20 protein-coding genes, 1 tRNA gene and 1 pseudogene are annotated in these 19,087 nt (G+C 40.2%); 4 read left to right on the forward strand and 18 right to left on the reverse strand.

Translation table 11 applies throughout. From position 1 onward, the window contains the following. Nucleotides 1-125 precede the first annotated feature (125 nt). The gene (locus ACSSTM_RS07465; RefSeq protein WP_034663775.1) at nt 126-524 is read left to right on the forward strand and encodes a hypothetical protein; all 399 of its coding nucleotides are present in this window, start codon (nt 126-128) and stop codon (nt 522-524) included. Nucleotides 525-558: 34 nt separating this feature from the next. On the opposite strand, the gene ACSSTM_RS07470 is transcribed toward ACSSTM_RS07465, so the two are convergent. Beyond that, entirely contained in the window at nt 559-939 is a 381-nt protein-coding gene (locus tag ACSSTM_RS07470) for a hypothetical protein (RefSeq protein WP_034663778.1), read from the reverse strand. A 98-nt stretch (nt 940-1,037) separates the two neighbouring features. On the opposite strand from ACSSTM_RS07470, the gene ACSSTM_RS07475 reads away from it, so the two are divergent. After that, complete coding sequence (locus tag ACSSTM_RS07475) at nt 1,038-2,129, forward strand: diguanylate cyclase (protein WP_034663781.1); 1,092 nt, start codon at nt 1,038-1,040, stop codon at nt 2,127-2,129. 211 nt (nt 2,130-2,340) lie between these two features. Continuing rightward, nucleotides 2,341-2,541: a cold shock-like protein CspB gene (gene cspB / locus ACSSTM_RS07480; protein WP_003212277.1), complete on the forward strand. Its 201-nt coding sequence runs from the start codon at nt 2,341-2,343 to the stop codon at nt 2,539-2,541. A gap of 113 nt (nt 2,542-2,654) precedes the next feature. Here cspB and ACSSTM_RS07485 read toward each other — a convergent pair whose 3' ends face one another. The 10 genes and pseudogenes from ACSSTM_RS07485 to queG form a co-directional block, all read right to left on the reverse strand. Then, nucleotides 2,655-3,014, reverse strand: a complete 360-nt coding sequence (locus tag ACSSTM_RS07485; protein WP_034663784.1) for a hypothetical protein — start codon at nt 3,012-3,014, stop codon at nt 2,655-2,657. Nucleotides 3,015-3,027: 13 nt separating this feature from the next. After that, nucleotides 3,028-3,552: a flavodoxin family protein gene (locus ACSSTM_RS07490; protein ID WP_034663787.1), complete on the reverse strand. Its 525-nt coding sequence runs from the start codon at nt 3,550-3,552 to the stop codon at nt 3,028-3,030. A gap of 17 nt (nt 3,553-3,569) precedes the next feature. Further along, nucleotides 3,570-5,189, reverse strand: a complete 1,620-nt coding sequence (locus ACSSTM_RS07495) for a DHA2 family efflux MFS transporter permease subunit (RefSeq protein WP_034663790.1) — start codon at nt 5,187-5,189, stop codon at nt 3,570-3,572. Nucleotides 5,190-5,228: 39 nt separating this feature from the next. Next, the gene (locus ACSSTM_RS07500) at nt 5,229-5,861 is read right to left on the reverse strand and encodes an HlyD family efflux transporter periplasmic adaptor subunit (protein WP_034663794.1); all 633 of its coding nucleotides are present in this window, start codon (nt 5,859-5,861) and stop codon (nt 5,229-5,231) included. Nucleotides 5,862-6,224: 363 nt separating this feature from the next. Further along, nucleotides 6,225-7,388 carry a sporulation protein YhbH gene (yhbH, locus tag ACSSTM_RS07505; RefSeq protein ID WP_309415290.1) on the reverse strand — a complete coding sequence of 388 codons (1,164 nt, stop codon included), beginning with the start codon at nt 7,386-7,388 and terminating at the stop codon, nt 6,225-6,227. A gap of 139 nt (nt 7,389-7,527) precedes the next feature. Then, nucleotides 7,528-9,423 carry a PrkA family serine protein kinase gene (locus ACSSTM_RS07510; protein ID WP_034663803.1) on the reverse strand — a complete coding sequence of 632 codons (1,896 nt, stop codon included), beginning with the start codon at nt 9,421-9,423 and terminating at the stop codon, nt 7,528-7,530. Nucleotides 9,424-9,800: 377 nt separating this feature from the next. Next, nucleotides 9,801-10,496: pseudogene (locus ACSSTM_RS07515) on the reverse strand (YrpD family protein). A 146-nt stretch (nt 10,497-10,642) separates the two neighbouring features. Then, a complete protein-coding gene (gene trmL, locus ACSSTM_RS07520; protein ID WP_034663807.1) occupies nt 10,643-11,116 on the reverse strand; it encodes a tRNA (uridine(34)/cytosine(34)/5-carboxymethylaminomethyluridine(34)-2'-O)-methyltransferase TrmL in 474 nt (157 codons plus the stop codon). Nucleotides 11,117-11,159: 43 nt separating this feature from the next. Then, entirely contained in the window at nt 11,160-12,062 is a 903-nt protein-coding gene (locus ACSSTM_RS07525) for an amidase domain-containing protein (protein WP_034663808.1), read from the reverse strand. Nucleotides 12,063-12,123: 61 nt separating this feature from the next. Next, entirely contained in the window at nt 12,124-13,272 is a 1,149-nt protein-coding gene (gene queG / locus ACSSTM_RS07530; protein ID WP_095284952.1) for a tRNA epoxyqueuosine(34) reductase QueG, read from the reverse strand. A gap of 83 nt (nt 13,273-13,355) precedes the next feature. On the opposite strand from queG, the gene ACSSTM_RS07535 reads away from it, so the two are divergent. Then, a complete protein-coding gene (locus ACSSTM_RS07535; RefSeq protein ID WP_223249867.1) occupies nt 13,356-13,952 on the forward strand; it encodes a hypothetical protein in 597 nt (198 codons plus the stop codon). Nucleotides 13,953-14,049: 97 nt separating this feature from the next. Here the strand turns inward: ACSSTM_RS07535 and ACSSTM_RS07540 are convergent. The 7 genes from ACSSTM_RS07540 to ACSSTM_RS07570 all read right to left on the reverse strand — a co-directional run bounded on the left by ACSSTM_RS07540 (nt 14,050) and on the right by ACSSTM_RS07570 (nt 18,668). Continuing rightward, nucleotides 14,050-14,123, reverse strand: a tRNA-Gly gene (locus tag ACSSTM_RS07540). Nucleotides 14,124-14,250: 127 nt separating this feature from the next. Further along, entirely contained in the window at nt 14,251-14,907 is a 657-nt protein-coding gene (locus tag ACSSTM_RS07545; RefSeq protein ID WP_106037905.1) for a hypothetical protein, read from the reverse strand. 75 nt (nt 14,908-14,982) lie between these two features. Continuing rightward, a complete protein-coding gene (locus tag ACSSTM_RS07550) occupies nt 14,983-15,264 on the reverse strand; it encodes a hypothetical protein (RefSeq protein ID WP_034663812.1) in 282 nt (93 codons plus the stop codon). Further along, nucleotides 15,261-16,166, reverse strand: coding sequence for a PqqD family protein (locus ACSSTM_RS07555; protein WP_034663815.1), 906 nt, complete (start codon nt 16,164-16,166; stop codon nt 15,261-15,263). The genes ACSSTM_RS07550 and ACSSTM_RS07555 overlap by 4 nt, the downstream gene beginning before the upstream one ends. Continuing rightward, nucleotides 16,150-17,616: a hypothetical protein gene (locus ACSSTM_RS07560; protein WP_034663818.1), complete on the reverse strand. Its 1,467-nt coding sequence runs from the start codon at nt 17,614-17,616 to the stop codon at nt 16,150-16,152. The genes ACSSTM_RS07555 and ACSSTM_RS07560 overlap by 17 nt, the downstream gene beginning before the upstream one ends. Then, entirely contained in the window at nt 17,594-18,340 is a 747-nt protein-coding gene (locus ACSSTM_RS07565; RefSeq protein WP_034663820.1) for an ABC transporter ATP-binding protein, read from the reverse strand. The genes ACSSTM_RS07560 and ACSSTM_RS07565 overlap by 23 nt, the downstream gene beginning before the upstream one ends. A gap of 115 nt (nt 18,341-18,455) precedes the next feature. Next, a complete protein-coding gene (locus ACSSTM_RS07570; protein ID WP_034663822.1) occupies nt 18,456-18,668 on the reverse strand; it encodes a hypothetical protein in 213 nt (70 codons plus the stop codon). Nucleotides 18,669-19,087 lie beyond the last annotated feature (419 nt).

A 19,087-nucleotide genomic window follows, 5' to 3' on the forward strand; every position in this document is an offset into this window, starting at 1 on the left:
TTTTTCATCCAGCCGGCTTTTTATGCACACATTTCTATTTCATAAAATGAATTCATAATTCAGCCTGCTTTGGTCATCCTAAACATGATGAAGAAGTATCATCATGATCAAATGGAGGGATTCGTTTGTTTAAGAAAAGAAAAGGCATGAGCACTGGCGCAATGATCGCAGTATCAACAGCCATCATTGCATTATTTTCTCCGGTTTTACGAAGAAGGCTGAAAAGCATGACGCAAATGAATATGTCTTCAATGATGAAAGGAAAAAGCCATCAGCACCATGACTCATCTCGTCACGAGTCACACGCACAGAATGAATCAAAGGGAACTGCGGAAATCGGACAAATGATGAAGCAGGCATTCACTGCTGTACAGCCAAATCATACAAATCAGCACCAATCGACATCAAGAAACCATCAGCCAAGAGAGTCTTATGCACAGTCTCTCCATATTGATGAAAGTGTCATGAATGTGATGGATGATGAATCAATCCAGCAAGTAATCAATGACATCGAGCACAAATAAGAAAACAGGAGCCTTCATAAATAGAGGCTCCTGTTTATTCTCCTGAAAAATGTTCTTTCACCATCACAGAGAAGAAAGGTAAAAAGGCGATTTCAACTGTTGTGATAAAATCGTCATAAGCTTCTACTATGATTAAGAGCTCTTTCTCGTTTGGCCGGTCCTTTTTTATCTCTACATGCTGCACGGTTTTAAAATCATATATGCCTAAAACGAATGCGTCTTTTTTTCGAACAGCCTTTAACGTAAATTCTTGATTACCAAGGTACATCGTGACAACGAAGCGCTCGTCTTGATTCTCAAATCGAAATGTCAGGTTTTGATATTCAATAGGCATACCTCTCTCGAACCTTTCATCAGGCTCCGTTTCAAAAAAAGAAAGCCAGTCCGTTTCATCTGGGAAGCGTTTTCCTCGCATGTGTTTCGATCCCCTCATAAGTGAAATTTTTATTAATTATCCTTTTTCCCCTTTTCTTTTGCAACAAATTTTAGTAATTTTAAAAAGGTGATTTTATTTTGCTAAGAGACCTCTTTATTAATTTAACAATTCTTGTCACTTTCCATTATTTATTTATGCTTGTGTTTAAAGAGAATTTTCTGAAGAAAGAAGATACCCTGCTCAGACAGCTATGCAAAGGCATTCTTTCTGGATTACTCGGTGTCCTTTTAATGTTCTTCTCTATCAAAGCAGGTCCAGCCATCATCGATTTAAGACATATCCCCCTTATTTTAACGGCCTTTTATGGAGGCATCGTCCAAACCATCATTGCAGCCTGTGTTGTGATCATTGGCCGATTATTAATTGATGCCAACGTCGGTTCTTTCATCAATATTTTTTCCATGATGATCATTGCAACAGCCTCTTTTTTAATTGCTGAGCGCCATATGAATCAAGTTGCGAAAATGCTTTTGTCCATTACGATCAGCAATGTGATTGCAACTTTTTTGTTTATTACGATTGCACATGAGACCTCTATTGAAGTCCATTCTGCCTATTGGATGTTCTCATATGTTGCAGGACTGTTTAACTTTTACGTCATTGAGCATCAAACAAAAGCATATCAGCTTTTAAATTTGTATAAATTCCAAGCTCATTATGACTTTTTAACAGGTGTTTTAAATAAACGGAAGTTCGATGAGGTCTTAAGTGATGCTTTTTCTATGAAATTTAAGCAGCCTATCCATCAAATGTCCCTTATTTACTTAGACATCGATTACTTCAAATCCATCAATGACCAATATGGACATCATGAGGGAGATATGGTTTTAAAAGAAATCGGAAAAAGGCTGATGAAAAACACAAGAAGCTCTGATTATATTGGCCGGATCGGCGGTGAGGAATTTGCTGTCCTTCTACCAAATTGTACAGTTGAAAAAACATGGCAGATTGCAGAACGCTTACGGAGAAAAATAGCAGATCAGCCGATTTATTTACAAAATGGCATGTCCATTCATATCACAGTATCACTTGGGTGTGCTTATTACCCCGGAACAAGTGCAGACATCAAACAATTACCGATTATGGCTGATCAGGAGCTCTATAAAGCGAAGCAGTCTGGCCGAAATCAAGTGAGCTTCTCAGAGAGAAAAAGAGGCCAATTAATATAGGCTTTTTCCTCAATTTGTTAGCGCTAATTATTTTTAAAAAAGTTTTCGGATAACAGTTGTTTTTTCCCGCAAACACTGGTAAAGTAAAGGTAATTATTTTTGTTCGTATCATCTTTAAGAAGAAAGTTTTGAAAGAGTTTTCGTCTTTGAAGTTTGTGTAAGAGCAAGAATAGTGAATTTAAGCGTTAAGATCGCTTTAGGAGGAAATTTCATGTTAGAAGGTAAAGTAAAATGGTTCAACTCTGAAAAAGGTTTCGGATTCATCGAAGTAGAAGGTCAAGACGATGTATTCGTTCACTTCTCTGCTATCCAAGGCGAAGGCTTCAAAACTTTAGAAGAAGGTCAAGCAGTTTCTTTCGAAATCGTTGAAGGTAACCGTGGACCACAAGCTGCTAACGTTAACAAAGCGTAATTTAAGAGCATCTGCTCTTTAGCACTTTATAGAGTGAAGGAAAACCGTCCGGCTTCTGCCGGCGGTTTTTTTGTGCCATAAAAAAAAGAGAACCTGACGAGAGGTTCTCTTTTTTATTTGTCCTTCTGCTTTAGCTTCTGTAAAGCAGAACGATACATATCATCATTCATTTTTGTCTCTGGTTCTTCTTCTTTGACAGGTGGTTCTGGCTGCTTAAACTTTTGAAGCGCCTGTCTATAAAAATCATCGCCAGACACTCGTTCATCCGTTTGAGAAGGCTTTGACGCTTCCTCTTCTTCTTCAGGCTCTACAGGTCTCGCCGCAACTTCTGACTCGCTGCGCGGCACGTCAGGCTGATTGGGCACATCTTCTTTGATCTCTTTCTTCTCGACCGAAGCGTGTCTGACATTGAACGCTACTAATCCGATAATGACTAGAACAGCAGCTACTAACGCTACAATAATCGTCGCCAAAAGAACCCTCTCCTTATCGCTTAAATGACGCAGTGACTGATGCTACACGTCTTCCTAATGCTTTGCCGAGTTCAATGCCTTCTGTAGAAATCACTTCATCAGAATCAATCGGACACGTCACACCTGCTCCATAGTAAGAGCCGTATAAAGCATTCTCTGGCACATTTCCAGGAAGGCCAACGACAAGCATCCCTTGATGGAACATTGGTGTAATCAAATTATGCATCGTCATTTCTAAACCGCCGTGCGTTGTAGCAGTTGTACAGAAAACGGCACCGACTTTATCGATCAGTTTTCCCTCTGCCCATAGGTAGCCAAGACGGTCAATCCATGTCTTTAACCCAGAACTAATGGTACCAAAGTGACCAGGGCAGCCCCAAATGATCGCATCCATTTGATCCAGCTTGCGAATATCCGCATCTTTCACGTGATCGACGAATACTTCAGCCTGCTCTGTTTCACCTGCGCCTGCTGCAATTGCTTCTGCCAGTGCTTTTGTATGGTCACCTTCACTATCGTATACGACATAAATTTTCATGTACGGTCCCTCCACACTTATCTTGCATCTTGGTTTGCTTCCTTAGGTGCTGGAAGCAGTGTCATTTCTTGTTTTTTATGCTGCTGATCTTTTCGCTTTTTATCCTTACGTACATCACGCAGGAACAAGCTGAGAATGACACCAGCGGCACAGAATAACGTTACCCACATGTAAGCATCATTGATGCCCATTACGTTTGAATCGACCTGTGCTTTCGTAAAGAGCTGGGTGGATACATATTTTTGAGCAGCTTCAGCTGTCATGCCCATATGATGCATCACATTCGACACAGCCGCCTGGAATGAATTCATAAAGAACGGGTCCGCTGTATTTGTTTGATCCGCCATATTGGAATAATGGAATGTTGTCCGATTCGTATAAATCGTTGTGATCAAACTCGTACCGATCGAACCGCTTATTTGTCTTAATGTATTAGACATCGCTGTACCATGGCTGTTTAAGTGCTGTGGTAATTGGTTCATCCCAGCTGTCATCACCGGCATCATCAAGAGTGACATACCGAATGCACGAACTGCATACATGAGCACAATGTGACTATACGATGTATCAATGGTCAGCCTTGTAAACTCGAATGTGGTGACAACGGTAATGAGCATCCCCACAATCGCAAGCGGACGAGGTCCAAATTTATCAAACAAAATCCCTGAAATCGGGGACATAATCAGCATCGCAAGTGCCCCTGGAAGCATTAATAGCCCGGATTGCAATGCCGTAAACCCAACGAGGTTCTGCAGATAAATCGGAAGTAAGAACATCCCAGTGTATAAGGCAACTGTAATAATAATATTAATGACACTTGATAATGAGAAGATGCTGTATTTAAACACGCGGAAATCAAGCATCGGATTATCAGCTTTCAGCTGTTGGAAAATAAAGAGAATGATCGCAATCGCACCAACAATAATCGTCGATAAGACGATCGGATCTGTCCAGCCATCACTTCCCGCTTCACTCACTCCGTATAGAAGCGAAGCAAAACCAACGATGGAAAGAATTGCACCAAGGCTGTCCAGCTTGATTTTTTTAGGCTCTACAATATTTCTAAACATAAAGAAAGCCGCGATAATGACAATCGCTCCGATTGGTACAAGTCCATAAAACATAATACGCCAAGAATAATGTTCAATAATATAACCAGATAATGTTGGTCCTACCGCAGGAGCAAACATCATCGCAAGACCGAAAATCCCCATTCCTTTCCCTCTGTTTTCCGGAGGGAAAATAAAAAGGATTGTTGTCATCACGAGCGGCTGCAGGATACCGCCGCCGATTGCCTGAATCAAACGACCGATGAGCATCGTTGAAAAGTTCGGTGCAATCCCGCAAATAAAGGTCCCTAGTGTAAACGAGATCATGGCGACTAGAAATAAGCTGCGCTGTCCAAAGCGTGTGATTAAAAACGCAGATAACGGAATCAGCACACCGTTGACAAGCATATAACCTGTTGTAAGCCACTGAATCGTCGTTGCACTCACATTAAATTCAGTCATTAAATGGGGCATGGCTACGTTCAGAAGCGTTTGGTTCAAAATCGCTACGAACAAGCCGGCCATTAGAATGATCAGTAAAGACAAGGAGCCTGCTCCCTGTTTTGTTGCTGCAGGTTGATTTGCCATCTCAGACAACCTCCTTTCATTTTTTGATATCAAACATCATTAAGATGAAATTTTGACAGAAGCATTCATACCAGGAAGTACTTTGTCTGATGGATTTTTAATTGAAATTTTCACTGCTACTTTTTGTGTGACTTTTGTATAGTTACCACTTGAATTTGTTGCTGGCAGCATATTGAATGTTGAGTTTGTCGCATAACCAATTTGTTCAACTGTTCCTTCAAATGTTGTATCAGGATCACCATCTACCACGATGTCGACTTTGTCGCCTTTTTCAATGCTTTTAATATCTGTTTCTTTGATATTCGCTGTGATGTAAAGCTTGCTTAAATCAATGGTTTCACCAAGAACTGTACCAGGCTGCACTTGTTGATTGTTTTGTACTTCTTTTTTGACTAATGTGCCATCAGCCACTGATTTAATGTTTGTTTTTGTTTCTCCTTCAACTTTTGCAACTGTGCTGTCTTTTTGCACTTCGTCACCTTCATTGATATCCCAGCCTTTGATTTGTCCAGCTGCTGGTGCTGTGATTTGATACATGTCACCTGTCACTTTCGCCTCGTCAGTTTTGACAAAATTTGTGCTTTCGTAGTAGTAATAAGCACCTCCGGCAATAATGGCAAGAATCACAATAAGGCCAATAATGTTCGTTAGCAATAAACGCCCTCTGTTCATGTTTTGTTTCTCCTTTCATGTATAAAAATATAGTGTCATCTGCTTTAGCAAACTTAGAATGCCCATCATCTGACAGAATATGAAACAAGCTCATAAAGCTGTTATTTCTCCTTCATCTACTCCGCCTGAAAAATGGTGTGCAGCCCATTTATACTTATTGTTCACTCATGAGCAAAGAGTAGAAAAAGAAGAAAAGACGATCGGCATCTTTTTTGAAAAACTTATATTTAACAAGATTAAATATTAATAAATGAAAATTGAAATGTCAAAGAGAAAGTTTTACTTTTTTTCTGGTGATCCCTTCCTTCTCCATACAAAAAACCCTTCAGCCCTTATGCTGAAAGGTTTTTTCAAATGTGCTATTTACGAAAGAACTTCTTCCTGCTGAAAAAAATTTTTTAGTGCGAGAAAAACATCTGATTTTTGCTTCAAAATATAATGCTTAAATTTCTCATCCTGTATATGCTTATATGCTGACATTAATGTAGAATGCCGGTTGTATTGATTCACTTCACCATAACAGAATAAGTTGGCTTTTTTCATAATTTCAGAAACAAGCTTCACGCACCGTGCATTGTCTGAGGTCAAATTGTCTCCATCAGAAAAATGAAAAGGATAAATATTATATTGCGACGGCGGGTATCGTTCGTCTATGAGCTCTAGTGCCTTTCGATAGACAGAAGAGCAAATGGTCCCTCCGCTCTCGCCCCGCGAGAAGAAATGCTCTTCATCTACAACCTTCGCCTCCGTATGGTGGGCAATAAATTCAATATCGACCGTCTCATACTTTGTCCGTAAGAAACGTGTCATCCAAAAGAAAAAACTTCTCGCCATATATTTTTCCCAAAGCCCCATACTTCCGCTCGTATCCATCATCGCCAAAACGACGGCTTTCGACTCTGGTTTGGTCACTTCATTCCACGTCTTATATTTGATATCCTCTGGGTAGATTGGATAAAAGGAAGGTCTGCCTGTCATCGCATTTCGTTTAAATGCAGACAGCATCGTTCGTTTTTTATGGATATTGCCTGTTAACCCGGTTTTGCGAATATCGTTAAACTCAATTTGCTCGACAATGATGTCGTCAAGCTCCTTTTGTTTAAGGTTTGGCAGCTCTAGCTCCCGAAACAGCGCTTCCTCAAGATCCATTAATGAGACCTCTGCTTCGTAATAATCCTCACCAGCCTGATCTCCAGCGCCCTGCCCCTTTCCTTGCCCTTGCTTACTGTCTGATCCATCGCGCGCGACAATATCTCCAACCTCGCTGTCTCCATCCCCTTGACCCACATGCTTATTTTTATCGTAGTTGTACCGAATTTTATATTCATCTAACGAACGAATTGGAATTTTGACAACATCTTTTCCATTAGACATGATGATGCTTTCTTCTGTGACAAGATCCGGCAAATTGTTTTTAATCGCTTCTTTGACTTTTTTCTGATGACGCTGCTGGTCGTCATAGCCTTTTCGATGGAGGGACCAGTCTTCCTGAGATACAATAAACTGACTTTTTTCTTGCCGGGACATCCATCCCCCTCCTCACCTGTTTGCACAATTCTTCTAACCACCGATTCCTTTATCCTATGCTGCTCGTCACCCAAGTTGACGATCATTTCTAAAAAAGACATTACCGGTGCAGGTGCGCCAATAATGCCTCCTTCATTTATTAACGATTCAGAAGACTGCCTACATATTTTAAAAGTTCATTTGCACTTGTTGAATTATAGCCATGTTCATCAATCAATCTAGCCACTACTTCATTGACCTTCTTCAGCTGCTGTTCATCCGGTGTCTTCGTTGACGTCGTAATTTTCACCACATCTTTTAGATCAGCAAACAGCTTCTTCTGAATCGCCTCTCGCAATCTCTCATGAGAATTATAATCAAAGCGTTTGCCCTTTCTCGCATAAGCCGAAATACGAATCAGAATTTCTTCTCTGAATGCCTTTTTGGCGTTTTCAGAAATACCGATCTGCTCCTCAATTGAACGCATAAGCTTTTCATCAGGATTCATTTCTTCACCAGTTAACGGATCACGCAGCTTGTTTTTATTACAGTACGCCTCGACATTATCTAAGTAATTATCCATCAGTGTTTTCGCAGACTCCTCATAGGAATACACAAATGCCTTTTGAACTTCCTTCTTCGCAATATCGTCGTACTCTTTTCGCGCAACAGAAATAAAATTCAAATAACGCTCCCGGTCCTCGCTGGAGATAGACGGATGCTGATCGAGTCCTTCTTTTAAGGATCGAAGGACATCCAGTGCATTGATCGATTCCATATTCTTTCGAATAATAGTGGAGGAAATTCGGTTAATCACATACCGCGGGTCAATTCCGCTCATCCCTTCATCATGAAATTCCTTTTTCATCTCATCAATATCAGCAGATTGGAAGCCTTCGACACTCTCTCCGTCATACAGACGCATTTTTTTCACCAAATCAATATCAGAACGCTTCGGCTCTTTGAGTCTTGTCAAAATGGAGAACATCGCTGCCACCTTCAGCGTATGCGGGGCAATATGCACATCAGAAACATCACTTTCTGAAATCATTTTATGATAAATGCGTTCCTCCTCTGTCACCTTCAAGTTATAAGGAATCGGCATCACAATAATTCTTGAATGCAAGGCCTCGTTCTTTTTATTTGAAATAAACGACCGGTACTCGGTTTCATTCGTATGAGCGACGATCAATTCATCTGCACTAATCAAGGCAAAACGGCCTGCTTTAAAATTTCCTTCCTGCGTTAATGACAGAAGGTGCCATAGAAATTTCTCATCACACTTTAACATCTCCTGAAACTCCATCATCCCTCGGTTTGCTTTATTGAGTTCTCCATCAAAGCGGTAGGCACGGGGATCTGACTCTGATCCAAATTCAGCAATGGTTGAAAAATCGATGCTTCCTGTTAAATCAGCAATGTCCTGAGATTTCGGATCAGATGGACTAAAGGTACCAATGCCAGTTCTTTTATCCTCTGAGAAAAAGATCCGTTCAACCCTTACATCCTCAATTCGCCCGCCATATTCCTCTTCGAGCCTCATCATATTCAGAGGGGACAAATTCCCCTGCACACGAATGCCATATTCTCTATAGAAATCCTCCCGCAGATTTTGCGGAATAAGATGAAGCGGGTCTTCATGCATCGGGCAGCCTTTGATCGCATAGACTGCGCCATGATCTGTCAGTGAATATTCTTCTAGTCCTCTTTTCAGCCTAGTAACAAGCGTAGATTTTCCCCCGCTTACTGGTCCCATCAATAACAAAATACGCTTCCTCACATCGAGACGCTTGGCAGCAGGATGAAAATATTCCTCCACTAATCTTTCCAATGATTCCTCTAACCCAAAAAGCTCCTGATCAAAAAATTTGTACGTTCTGACCCCATTCTCCTCTTCAATCCCGCTGTCTTTAATCATATGATAAACGCGAGAATGAGCAGATTGAGCGACAAGTGGATTTTCCTTTATAATGTCTAAATAATCGCTGAATGTGCCTTCCCATTTGAGACGCTGCTCTTCTTCTCTGTGCTGTTCGATTTTCTTTAAAATATCCATATGAACCTCCTCTTTCAAGATTGAAGCAAGTAATCAGATACTGTTTTACAATCTATGCGGAGGCGTCCTATTACATGCTTTCGTTCTTCAAAATGACGAATTGGCAAACTGAATTGACAACCATCCGCAAGACCCTTCATAATAAAGGAAAAACAGGAGAAAAATGATCTTCTTCTCCTGCTTTTCAAGGCGAACTTCGCACCATATGAAACAGGCAGCGATAGAAACAAAGGGATAAGGGGGAAGCTTATATGAGAACGGTCATTATGATGGGCGTCATCATTACGTTTTTAGTATCCATTTTCACAGCTGGCTACGAAGGCAAGCCTGGTAAATGAAAGAAAGGATGTTCCATGAGCGGAACATCCTTTTTTCATTTAATTCGTTGTTTTTAGCACCTGCATATTCACTGTATTCCCTGATACCTGAATGGACGTAAAGTCTTGCGTATCAATCACAGGTGTGACGGCACGACTGTCTAATGTGATGTCAGTAAAACGAGTAGAGAAGTTCGCCCGAATATCTTTCCGGTAGATATCGTCAGTCACTGCTACTGTCGACAGTAATTTCCACTTAGTCACAGAGCCAATGTTTGAGTTTTGAATTTCTGTGATGATACGCCCGGTATAACCAACATTATTTGTCCCCCAGAACGTCGCTCTTGTATGTCCATTCAAGTTTTTATAAATGGTCATTTGCACAGTACTTCCAGGCTTAAATCCTTTTGTATACGTAAAATCATTTTTTCCTTCGATATATGTCTCTTGATTATTTGTTTAGGTTGGACTCTATTGAAGACCGATGTCTGCTTCTTTTGAACCTGTGAATCCAGAATAAATATAAGCTGTCCCATTTGACACACTCATTGCGGGAGGGAGTTGAATCTTTGTGACCAATATTGATCCATTGCTATTGATATAAGTACGCCCGCCGATACCTTTCGATAATTGCGCTGCTTCTATTTCCTGCGTCTGAGAGAGACCTGGGATACTGACTGGAATCGTCTCCATTAAAATAGCAGAGCTAATGGCACTAGTGATCAGTAGCTTTTTCATCTCATTTAATGGATTCATTATTTTTTGAAAACGCGATTACAATCTATCATACTACCTATTTTTACATGTCAAAAAAAGTATAAAAAAAGTCGTATTTTCCTTCTTTATATTTCTTATCTCATATAAAAAAAGCCGAGATAGGTATCCCGGCTTTCATTATGACCTTAAATCAGATCTCGGTATTGCTGCTGGCGAAGTGCCTCATACACAAGAATTGCTGCCGTATTCGATAGATTCAGAGAACGAACATGCTCTGTCATCGGTAAACGAAGGCAGCGGTCCATATTTCGCTCGATCAAATCTTTCGGCAATCCACTTGTCTCTCTGCCAAAAACGAAGAAGTAGTCTTCATTTAACTGAGAGTAATCAAATGTCGTATGCGGCTTTTGGCCAAATTTTGTGATATAGAAGAATTGTCCCTTCGGATGAGCCTCAAACAATTCATCAAGCGAGTCATGATAGACCACATTGGCATATTTCCAATAATCGAGTCCTGCACGCTTCAGCATTTTGTCATCTGTCGAAAAACCAAGCGGACGAATCAGATGAAGAGTTGTATTTGTTGCTGCACATGTACGCGCAATATTTCCAGTATTAGCTGGAATCTCTGGTTGATATAAAACGACATGAAGTCCCAAAAAAGTTCACCTCTAATTTTCTTTTCCGCTCAACATTATACCATTAACTATCCTTCGCGGCATCGTCCAAAATGTGAAAAAACGTATAACGAATAGCAGGTGTATAGGCGGTCGAATCCTCATACGACCAATAACGCATACGGCTGTCATATGTCTGTGCATTCACAAGAGGCATTCCGCCTTTATCATGATCGACGACAATGGTTGTATGATTATACCTGCCATCTCCCTCAAAATCGTAGCAAATGACATCACCAATTTGAAGCTCCTGCGCTTCTTTGAGTTTCTTTGCTCTTAAACCCGCTTTCGAATTCGCTAAATAATTTTTCATCGAATGAGCCACCGTCCAGCTATAGCTCCACGTATGAGGACGCACCCACCAGCCAGATCCGCGGTTCGGATACCCTCTCGTTGGTGCATTCCCTGCTTTCAAGCATTGTGAAATAAAATTTGTGCAGTTATCTTCAAAATTTTTATAGGCAGGATTTCGTTTATTCCAGTACGTCTCCGCATATTGCACGGCTGCCCGCCGGTCATAGTGAAAGGCTCTCCCAAACTGTTCTTCGGTCTGAAAGCGCTCATCCATCTGCTCTTCCATTTGCCGTTTTTCTAGCATCATCCGATCTTTGACAAGCATGTCGTTGTAAAGGAACGCTTCTCTTTTTTCTACCTGCTCCTCTAAATAAAAAGAGTCGTCTGCATCCTTGCATACATAAGTGAGATGAGCGAGATACTGCACATGCTGAGCCCCGTCATCCTGAATCGATGAATCAAGAAGTTTTGCTTTGGCTTTCGCCTTGACAATCTCCACCTGTCTTCTAGCAAAAAGCTCTTTTTTCCGTTCGACTGCTTCCACATCAGACATGAGCTGCGGCTGTTTAATTGCACTCCCATTTAATAAATAACCAAGCCTGTCTTCTAATGTTTGCTCTAATAATTGTTTCACACAGACACCACCAAACTTTTTTTGAAATCTCTGTTTGGTTCATTCTATGTTCATAGGGATGTTATTTAGTATTTAAAGGTGTCTGTAAAAACTCAATCCCTTTGACAATTTCTTGTTTCGCTTCCTCATCACTTTCCCGCTCAAGGGCTTTTTCCAACTCTGGGAGCAGCTTCTCGTCGCCAATTTTCCCTATTGCCCAAGCAGCCGTGCCTCGAATAACAGGCCGTGGATCCTTGTGCATCAAATCAATCAACACTGGTAAGGCAGATGTATCTTTAAAGTGAGCAAGTGCCAAAATCGCATTTCGCTGAATCGGCTTTTTCCCCCGCCATGAACCTGAAACATGACCGTATTTTTCCTTAAACTCACGATTACTGATCGTAAGAAGCGGCTTTAAGAGCGGCTTAGCAATTTCAGGGTCCGGCTCCATTTCAGGATGCAAATGAAAGTCTTTTCCTTTATTGATCGGGCAGACGATTTGGCACGTATCACACCCATACAATCGATTTCCTATTTTCGAACGAAATTCGTCAGGCAAAAATCCTTTTGTCTGCGTTAAAAATGAAATACATCGTTGAGAATTCAGCTGTCCTGGATTCACAAGTGCACCAGTTGGGCACGAATCTACACATTTATTGCACGTTCCGCACTGGTCTTCAATTTTTTCATCCGGTTCAAATGGGACATTTGTGATCATTTCAGCCAAATACACATAAGATCCAAACTCTGGCGTGATAATCATACAGTTCTTTGCACTAAAACCTATGCCAGCGCGTTCCGCTACTGCACGATCAGACAGTTCCCCTGTGTCCACCATTGATTTTGTTCGTATATCGACATGTTTGCTTCGCAAGAATTCTTCGAGCATATCGAGCTTTTTTTTCAGCACAACATGATAGTCCGTTCCCCAAGAAGCCCGGCAAAAGATCCCTCTTCTTGCATCTCTTGTACTTCGAGGAGCATCTTTCATTTTGGAAGGATACGCGAGCGCTATCGCAACAATTGATTTGGCCTTCGGAAGCAGCAAAGAAGGGTTTGTTCGTTTTTCGATGTCAGGCTCTTCAAAACCTGACAAATACCCTAACGATTCATGTAAGATGAGGCGGTCCTTTAATGAATCAAATGTATCAGCACTTGCAAATCGGATTTTATCGACACCAATTTCTTTCGCATATTGAATCAATTCTTCTTTTAATTCTCCAACATGAATCACCTTGCAAACCTCCTTTCTTTGTTTCTTCTGTTGTTTTCAGTATAATACGAGTGTATCATGACCGATTGGAGTGAGTCACTGTGAAGATACATATGGAAATTTCTCATCCTGAAAACCCGTCTATCCATGTTGGACAGATTGAATATTCGCATATTGAAGTTGGTACATCCCCTCAAATGTTAAAAGGCCGACTACGCCTGTTTCAAGAATCTTTATTCTTTGAATACGAAGATAAAGTCTTAGAAGAAGTACCAGCAATCAAAGAATGGACGGATCTTTTAAAAGACGTTCCTTTCCTGCCAATTCTTGCTGATATCCAAAAGGAACAATTTATTGACTCGACCAATTCCGTACAGGATTTGTCGATATTTTTCTCTTTAAAATATTTCTTGCCCATCCTGACATTCGATGCTGATCGCATAGAAGAGCCGCTTTCACTAGCAAAACATGAGACTGGCCACATTGAATGGCAGGACGACGCGGGACTTAAGGGATTATTTTCTCATGCAAGTAAAGCACAAATTTCTCAAGACACAAAAAACATTCTGCAAATCATCCTCTTTCCGCCATCTATTTCCCGGGAAAAGAGTGAAGCTCTAATCCAATCCTTGACGAAGATGTTTGTACAAATACATGGTGGAGAAAGTAAATATGAACTTATTGAAAAAGCACTGTAGCTTGACAGTGCTTTTCACATTATACTGACATAATAAAAAACGCAACACTTCGTTTATCTATGAAACGAAATACTGCGTTATAAACAAAATTATGTATTGGAGCGGGTGATGAGAATCGAACTCACGACATCAGCTTGGAAGGCTGAGGTTTTACCACTAAACTACACCCGCATCAATTTTTCAAAAGCAACATCATCGCGTTGACTTTTATTATGTTACAACTTTCTTAACAATTCGTCAAGAGAATATGAAGATTTTTCGTCAAAAAACTTCATATTCTCCGTATATATTACGATAGTTATTTATCTAGCTGAATATAAAATAAGTATGCATGTGACTTATTCTTCATTGCTTGCTTTGGATTCTTCTCAATCTCTTCAAGCATAGGTGAATTCCCGTCTTTCCCCATTGCTGCTGTATATGCAATCAATGCCTTTCCTCCAGAAGAGACTTTGACAGTTTCAGATTGTGCAGAAAAAACATAGTCACTTACTTTGAACGGGAAACTTGATGTCGCTTTCGTCATTCCCTCATTCTTTTTGTCTGACCAAATACTAAATTGTGATTCATATGTATCTTTCTCATGCTTTAATTGCAAGAGCACATTCATCGTTTGGTCGGTTCCATTCTGATGTAAAGTAAAGGTGGCAGATGATGCTTCCTGATTAGCTAATCGGCCATTTTTGTAATGACTCCCGATAAACGTAATACTCTTATCCTTCTTCGTTAATCCTTTTAGTGTCAAAGCCACCATTTCATTAGGGGTTGATGCTTCTAGTAAGTTTTTTTCTTTTTTTGTCAGTTTCATTTGTTCGATGGTTACTTGCTTCTTAGTAGCAGACTCCGTGTTTATTGTAGATACCGTGTTCTCGGTTGTCGTGGTTTCTTCGGCCTTCTCGCCGCATCCTGCTAATAGAAAAACAGTGAATATAAGAACACTCCATTTTTTTAACATTGAGATCCCCTTTGATGTTTTTTCTATTATACTAAAATTTGGTTGATTATACAAAAAAAGATTAGGAGGATTCTCCTAATCTTTTGCTTTTTTCTGCTTCATTGCTGATAAGAAAGCCACAATGAGAAAACTCGCGGCAAAAATCACAATCATATAAATAAAAAAGTTTGGCTTGATCTGAAAAGTAAATGCGGATGAACCTTCCATCTCAAAAGCGAGACTGTTAAATAATAAGGTATCATTCGTTTTTGATTGAAATAAATGATAGAACAATACACCGATTGTCAGCATCGGAAAGCCTAAAAATCCTAGAAAGCCACCAACAATAGCGCCTTGTTTCATCGCCTGTACGTTCATGATCGTTGTCCTCCCATTCCCCCAAGCAATAGCTGCTTCATAATGGATTTACCATCCCCCATAAATGGAAGAAGATAGAGTAATTGAATAAAATACGTGATTGAAAAAATAAAGAAACCTGTCGAAATTGGATTTTCTTTCAGAAATAATACGGTCACAATGATCCCTGCTGCCCCGATCACACCCGGGACAAGCGGCCCAAGCAGAGTAATCCATACTTGCTTTTTCTGAAACGGATCTAATACAGGTCTCACAAATTTCACAGACATCATATCACTCGCAAAAAAGCCTTGAGGACCATCCCGTCCCGCAAATTTCCGATGCGCATAGCCGTGTGCTGCCTCATGTAAGGCGGTCCCGGTAATTAATCCAAAATAAATAATAGTAAAATAAATCGCAATGGCTGCAATCGACTGGTCAGGAATGAATAAAAAAGCGATCCCTGCCATGACCATAAAAAGCATCCAGAAAAAGATGATTTTACGCGTCACCATGAGCAAAGCCGTCCCCAAAATGTGCAGGAACGAGTGACCAGTGCAATCAAATCGTTCCTTCATTTTCACTTGATACTGTTTGAAAAATTGACAACAGGCTGTCACAATCCGATATGGTGATTGATAATGAATAGACAGCAAGTGATGCTGATTTAACCCCATTATCAGTTGATAAAAGTCACGAGAAATCACAGATTCATCGACCTGAAACAAATCGGCGAGCTCTGCGGTAATACTCGCTTCTGTCCTTTTGCCATCTACTTTCGTTAACATATGATAGGCACTTTCATTAATCGGGAGTGTGCTTCCATACTGCGTATCAGTGAGAAGCCTCTTTTGTAAGGTCACATACGGCGCGAGTGCCGGTACCCGCTCAATCTTTAGCTTATTGTTAAGAAGTTGAATCATGTGAATACCTCCATGAAAAACCTTTGTATATGGCAAAGATGAGCAGACCTTCAAATGCAGCTACAAGCAGCCACTGAAGTGTTTGACTCGACTCCCCTATGACATAGTTTCCAATAAAAACAATCGGAATCATGAGTAAAATAAGTGCTCCAAATGAAAAAATGCCTGTGTAGGGATTGTTTCGATCAAGCGGAAGTAAAATACCTACCACATAAAAGAGCGCAGTGGCATTGCATAAAACAGCGGCCCCAATCAATACGTTCCAAACCTGATCAGGAAGCGTCAGCGTTGTCAGCATGAATAACGCAATTTGCAGTATACCAACAAGCAAAAGCCCGATAAACTTATACAGAGCCACTTCCCACGATCTTAGGCCAAATGTTTTGTACATCCCCAGCATTCGTTTATCATTGCCAAATGAATTGAAGGCGGTTAATCCAGCAAGAGCGCAGAGAACAAAAAACGCTTCTTCTTCAAAGCGGAATCCAAACTGATAACGGACGAATAAGATCACAATGAGGAGAATGAGAAAGTTTAAAATGTTTTCTTCATTTCGCACCTGTGATTTCATTTCCTTTACAATAAGTGACCATTTTTTTGAAGAAGAGAACGGCAGTTTGTTTAAAAAGGTTAACGCTTTTTTCTCTGCCATAATCGGCATCATCGCAAGAGAAAGAAATGCGCCGCCCGCCGATAAAAGGATGAACAGGATCAACATTGCATAATTTACCCCTTCAGGAGACATTCCTTGAGCCGCTAAGAAAAACGGTGCTGTAAAATACATCAAATGATAATCAAACTGTATATATGATTGCTGAATTTGACTGATATCAAAATGCGTCATTCCATACGCCACAACCAGTGCTAATAAAACAAAGATCGCTGCAAATTTTTGCAACGGTAATTTTAATTTCAGAACGACCAAATAGGTAATATTATAAATGAGTTGCAGAAGCATTAAGACAAAAAGCGATTGCAAAATCACCATTAAAAAGAACGTAAAGATAAAGAAAATACCGATTCCCTGGGCAATAAAGTTAGGTAAAAGCAGGATACCGATAAAAAATAACACAAGTCCTGCCACCACTGTCACCATCGGAATAAAGTATCCAAGGCTTTTCTGAAAGGTAGAAAGCGGGAACCAGCTGAGCTGCATAGAAAAACGGTCTTGCTCAGGCGTTCTGACCTTGATCAAAACGAATAACAAGCTTGTAAATATGGATGCATTGATCGCCATTGACACAACGAGTAATCCAAGTGAACGTTCATCTCCATTTAAGAAAGCCTTCATAAAGACACCCGTAAAACTGTATCCGATGATAGCTCCCATTGTGACGGCAAACAAAAAGAATAAGATCACAATGATCCGCTTCGTCTGAGTATCAAAGAGCTTATACATCTCCTGCTGCCACATTTTAAGCATCATTCTAGAAATGATTAATGATTTCATCAAAATGTGCACCCCTATCACTTAACATTGAAGCTTTCAGAAACACCTGTTCCAATGTGCTTGATTGATACTTCTCCTTTAAGGCTGAGACCGTTCCTTCATCCATTTTATTTCCCTTAGAAATAATGGCGATTTTGTGGCACAGCTCTTCCGCTGAAAGCATATCATGCGTTGAAAGCAAGATCGCACCATGGTGCTCGGCATAACGCTTCATCAGTTTCTTTGTGTTTATAACCGCTTCAATATCAAGTCCTCTAAAGGGCTCATCCATGATCACCAATTGACTATCAAGCATAAAGGCGGCAATCAGCTGTGTCTTTTTTTTCATACCATGTGAATAGGTTTCGATCGGTCTTGATAAAGCCGAGTCCATATCAAACAGTTCAATTAGTTGATTTCTTCTATGAATTGTTTTACATTCATACATAGAAGAAACAAAATCTAAATATTCAGCACCAGTCAATGCTTCAGGGAGTAGCAGATCATCTGGAACATAGGCTACTTGTTTTTTAAAGGATGGTTCGTCATTTGTGACGTCCTGCAAGAGAATCGTTCCTTCTGTATGCTTAATGATGCCGAGTATACAGTTAATCATCGTTGTTTTACCGGAACCATTCGGTCCAGCAACAGCAACGATTTGATGAGGGTCGATCTGTAGATGAAAATCATTGACAGCAGTCACGTTATTTTTATACGTCTTAGTTAAATTCTCGATCGTAAACATATAACCTCCAAGTGTCTGCATATTCTTTAAAAACAGATCAGGCTAAACCGCCCGCCACAGACGGTTTAGCCCTGGTGTCATTTCATAGAAGTAAAAAGATGAATCCTAAGTATAGCTACTTACATTCAATTTTGACTTTTAAGCCACTTTCCCACTGAACGGCTCCTGTAAAGCTACCCTTGCCGTTTGCTAAACACCAAACTGCTGCTCCTAGAACAACTGTTGCTCCCAATCCAAGAAGGACAGCAACAAATACTAAGAACCAAGCTTGGTCCATAATAGCAGGTTCCATAGTGGAATAGTCAACTTGCGGCGCTGCATAAGTCATACTTTTCACCTCCCAGCTTATGATGATCGTATCATAGGCGTCACTCTCCAAACATCAACAGAAGATCCCATTTTTGACCGAACATACTTTTGGGTAAAATGTGACTTTTTATTCAATTATTCACTTTTAAGTGTATAACCCCTCTCTTATTAACTAGGTTTTTCCACTCCATAAGAACCACAAAACCCAGATAATGGCAATTAAACCATCTTTTTTCTTCTTTTTTTGAAATAGGTCATTTTTATCATCTCCTTTATATATTCTTTCTTTTTTGTGAGATAGAAAGAATTCCCCCGATATATCAGATATAAAAGTCCTGATTATATGTCGTTATAACTCCATTTATGAAATATTTACTGATAATTCCGACAAAAAAGTGAGCATATTTTCCTTCTTCTCTTGTCACTTAAAATATGTAT

Source organism: Bacillus sp. RK1064, assembly GCF_051488405.1.
Classification (GTDB): Bacteria; Bacillota; Bacilli; order Bacillales; family Bacillaceae; genus Bacillus.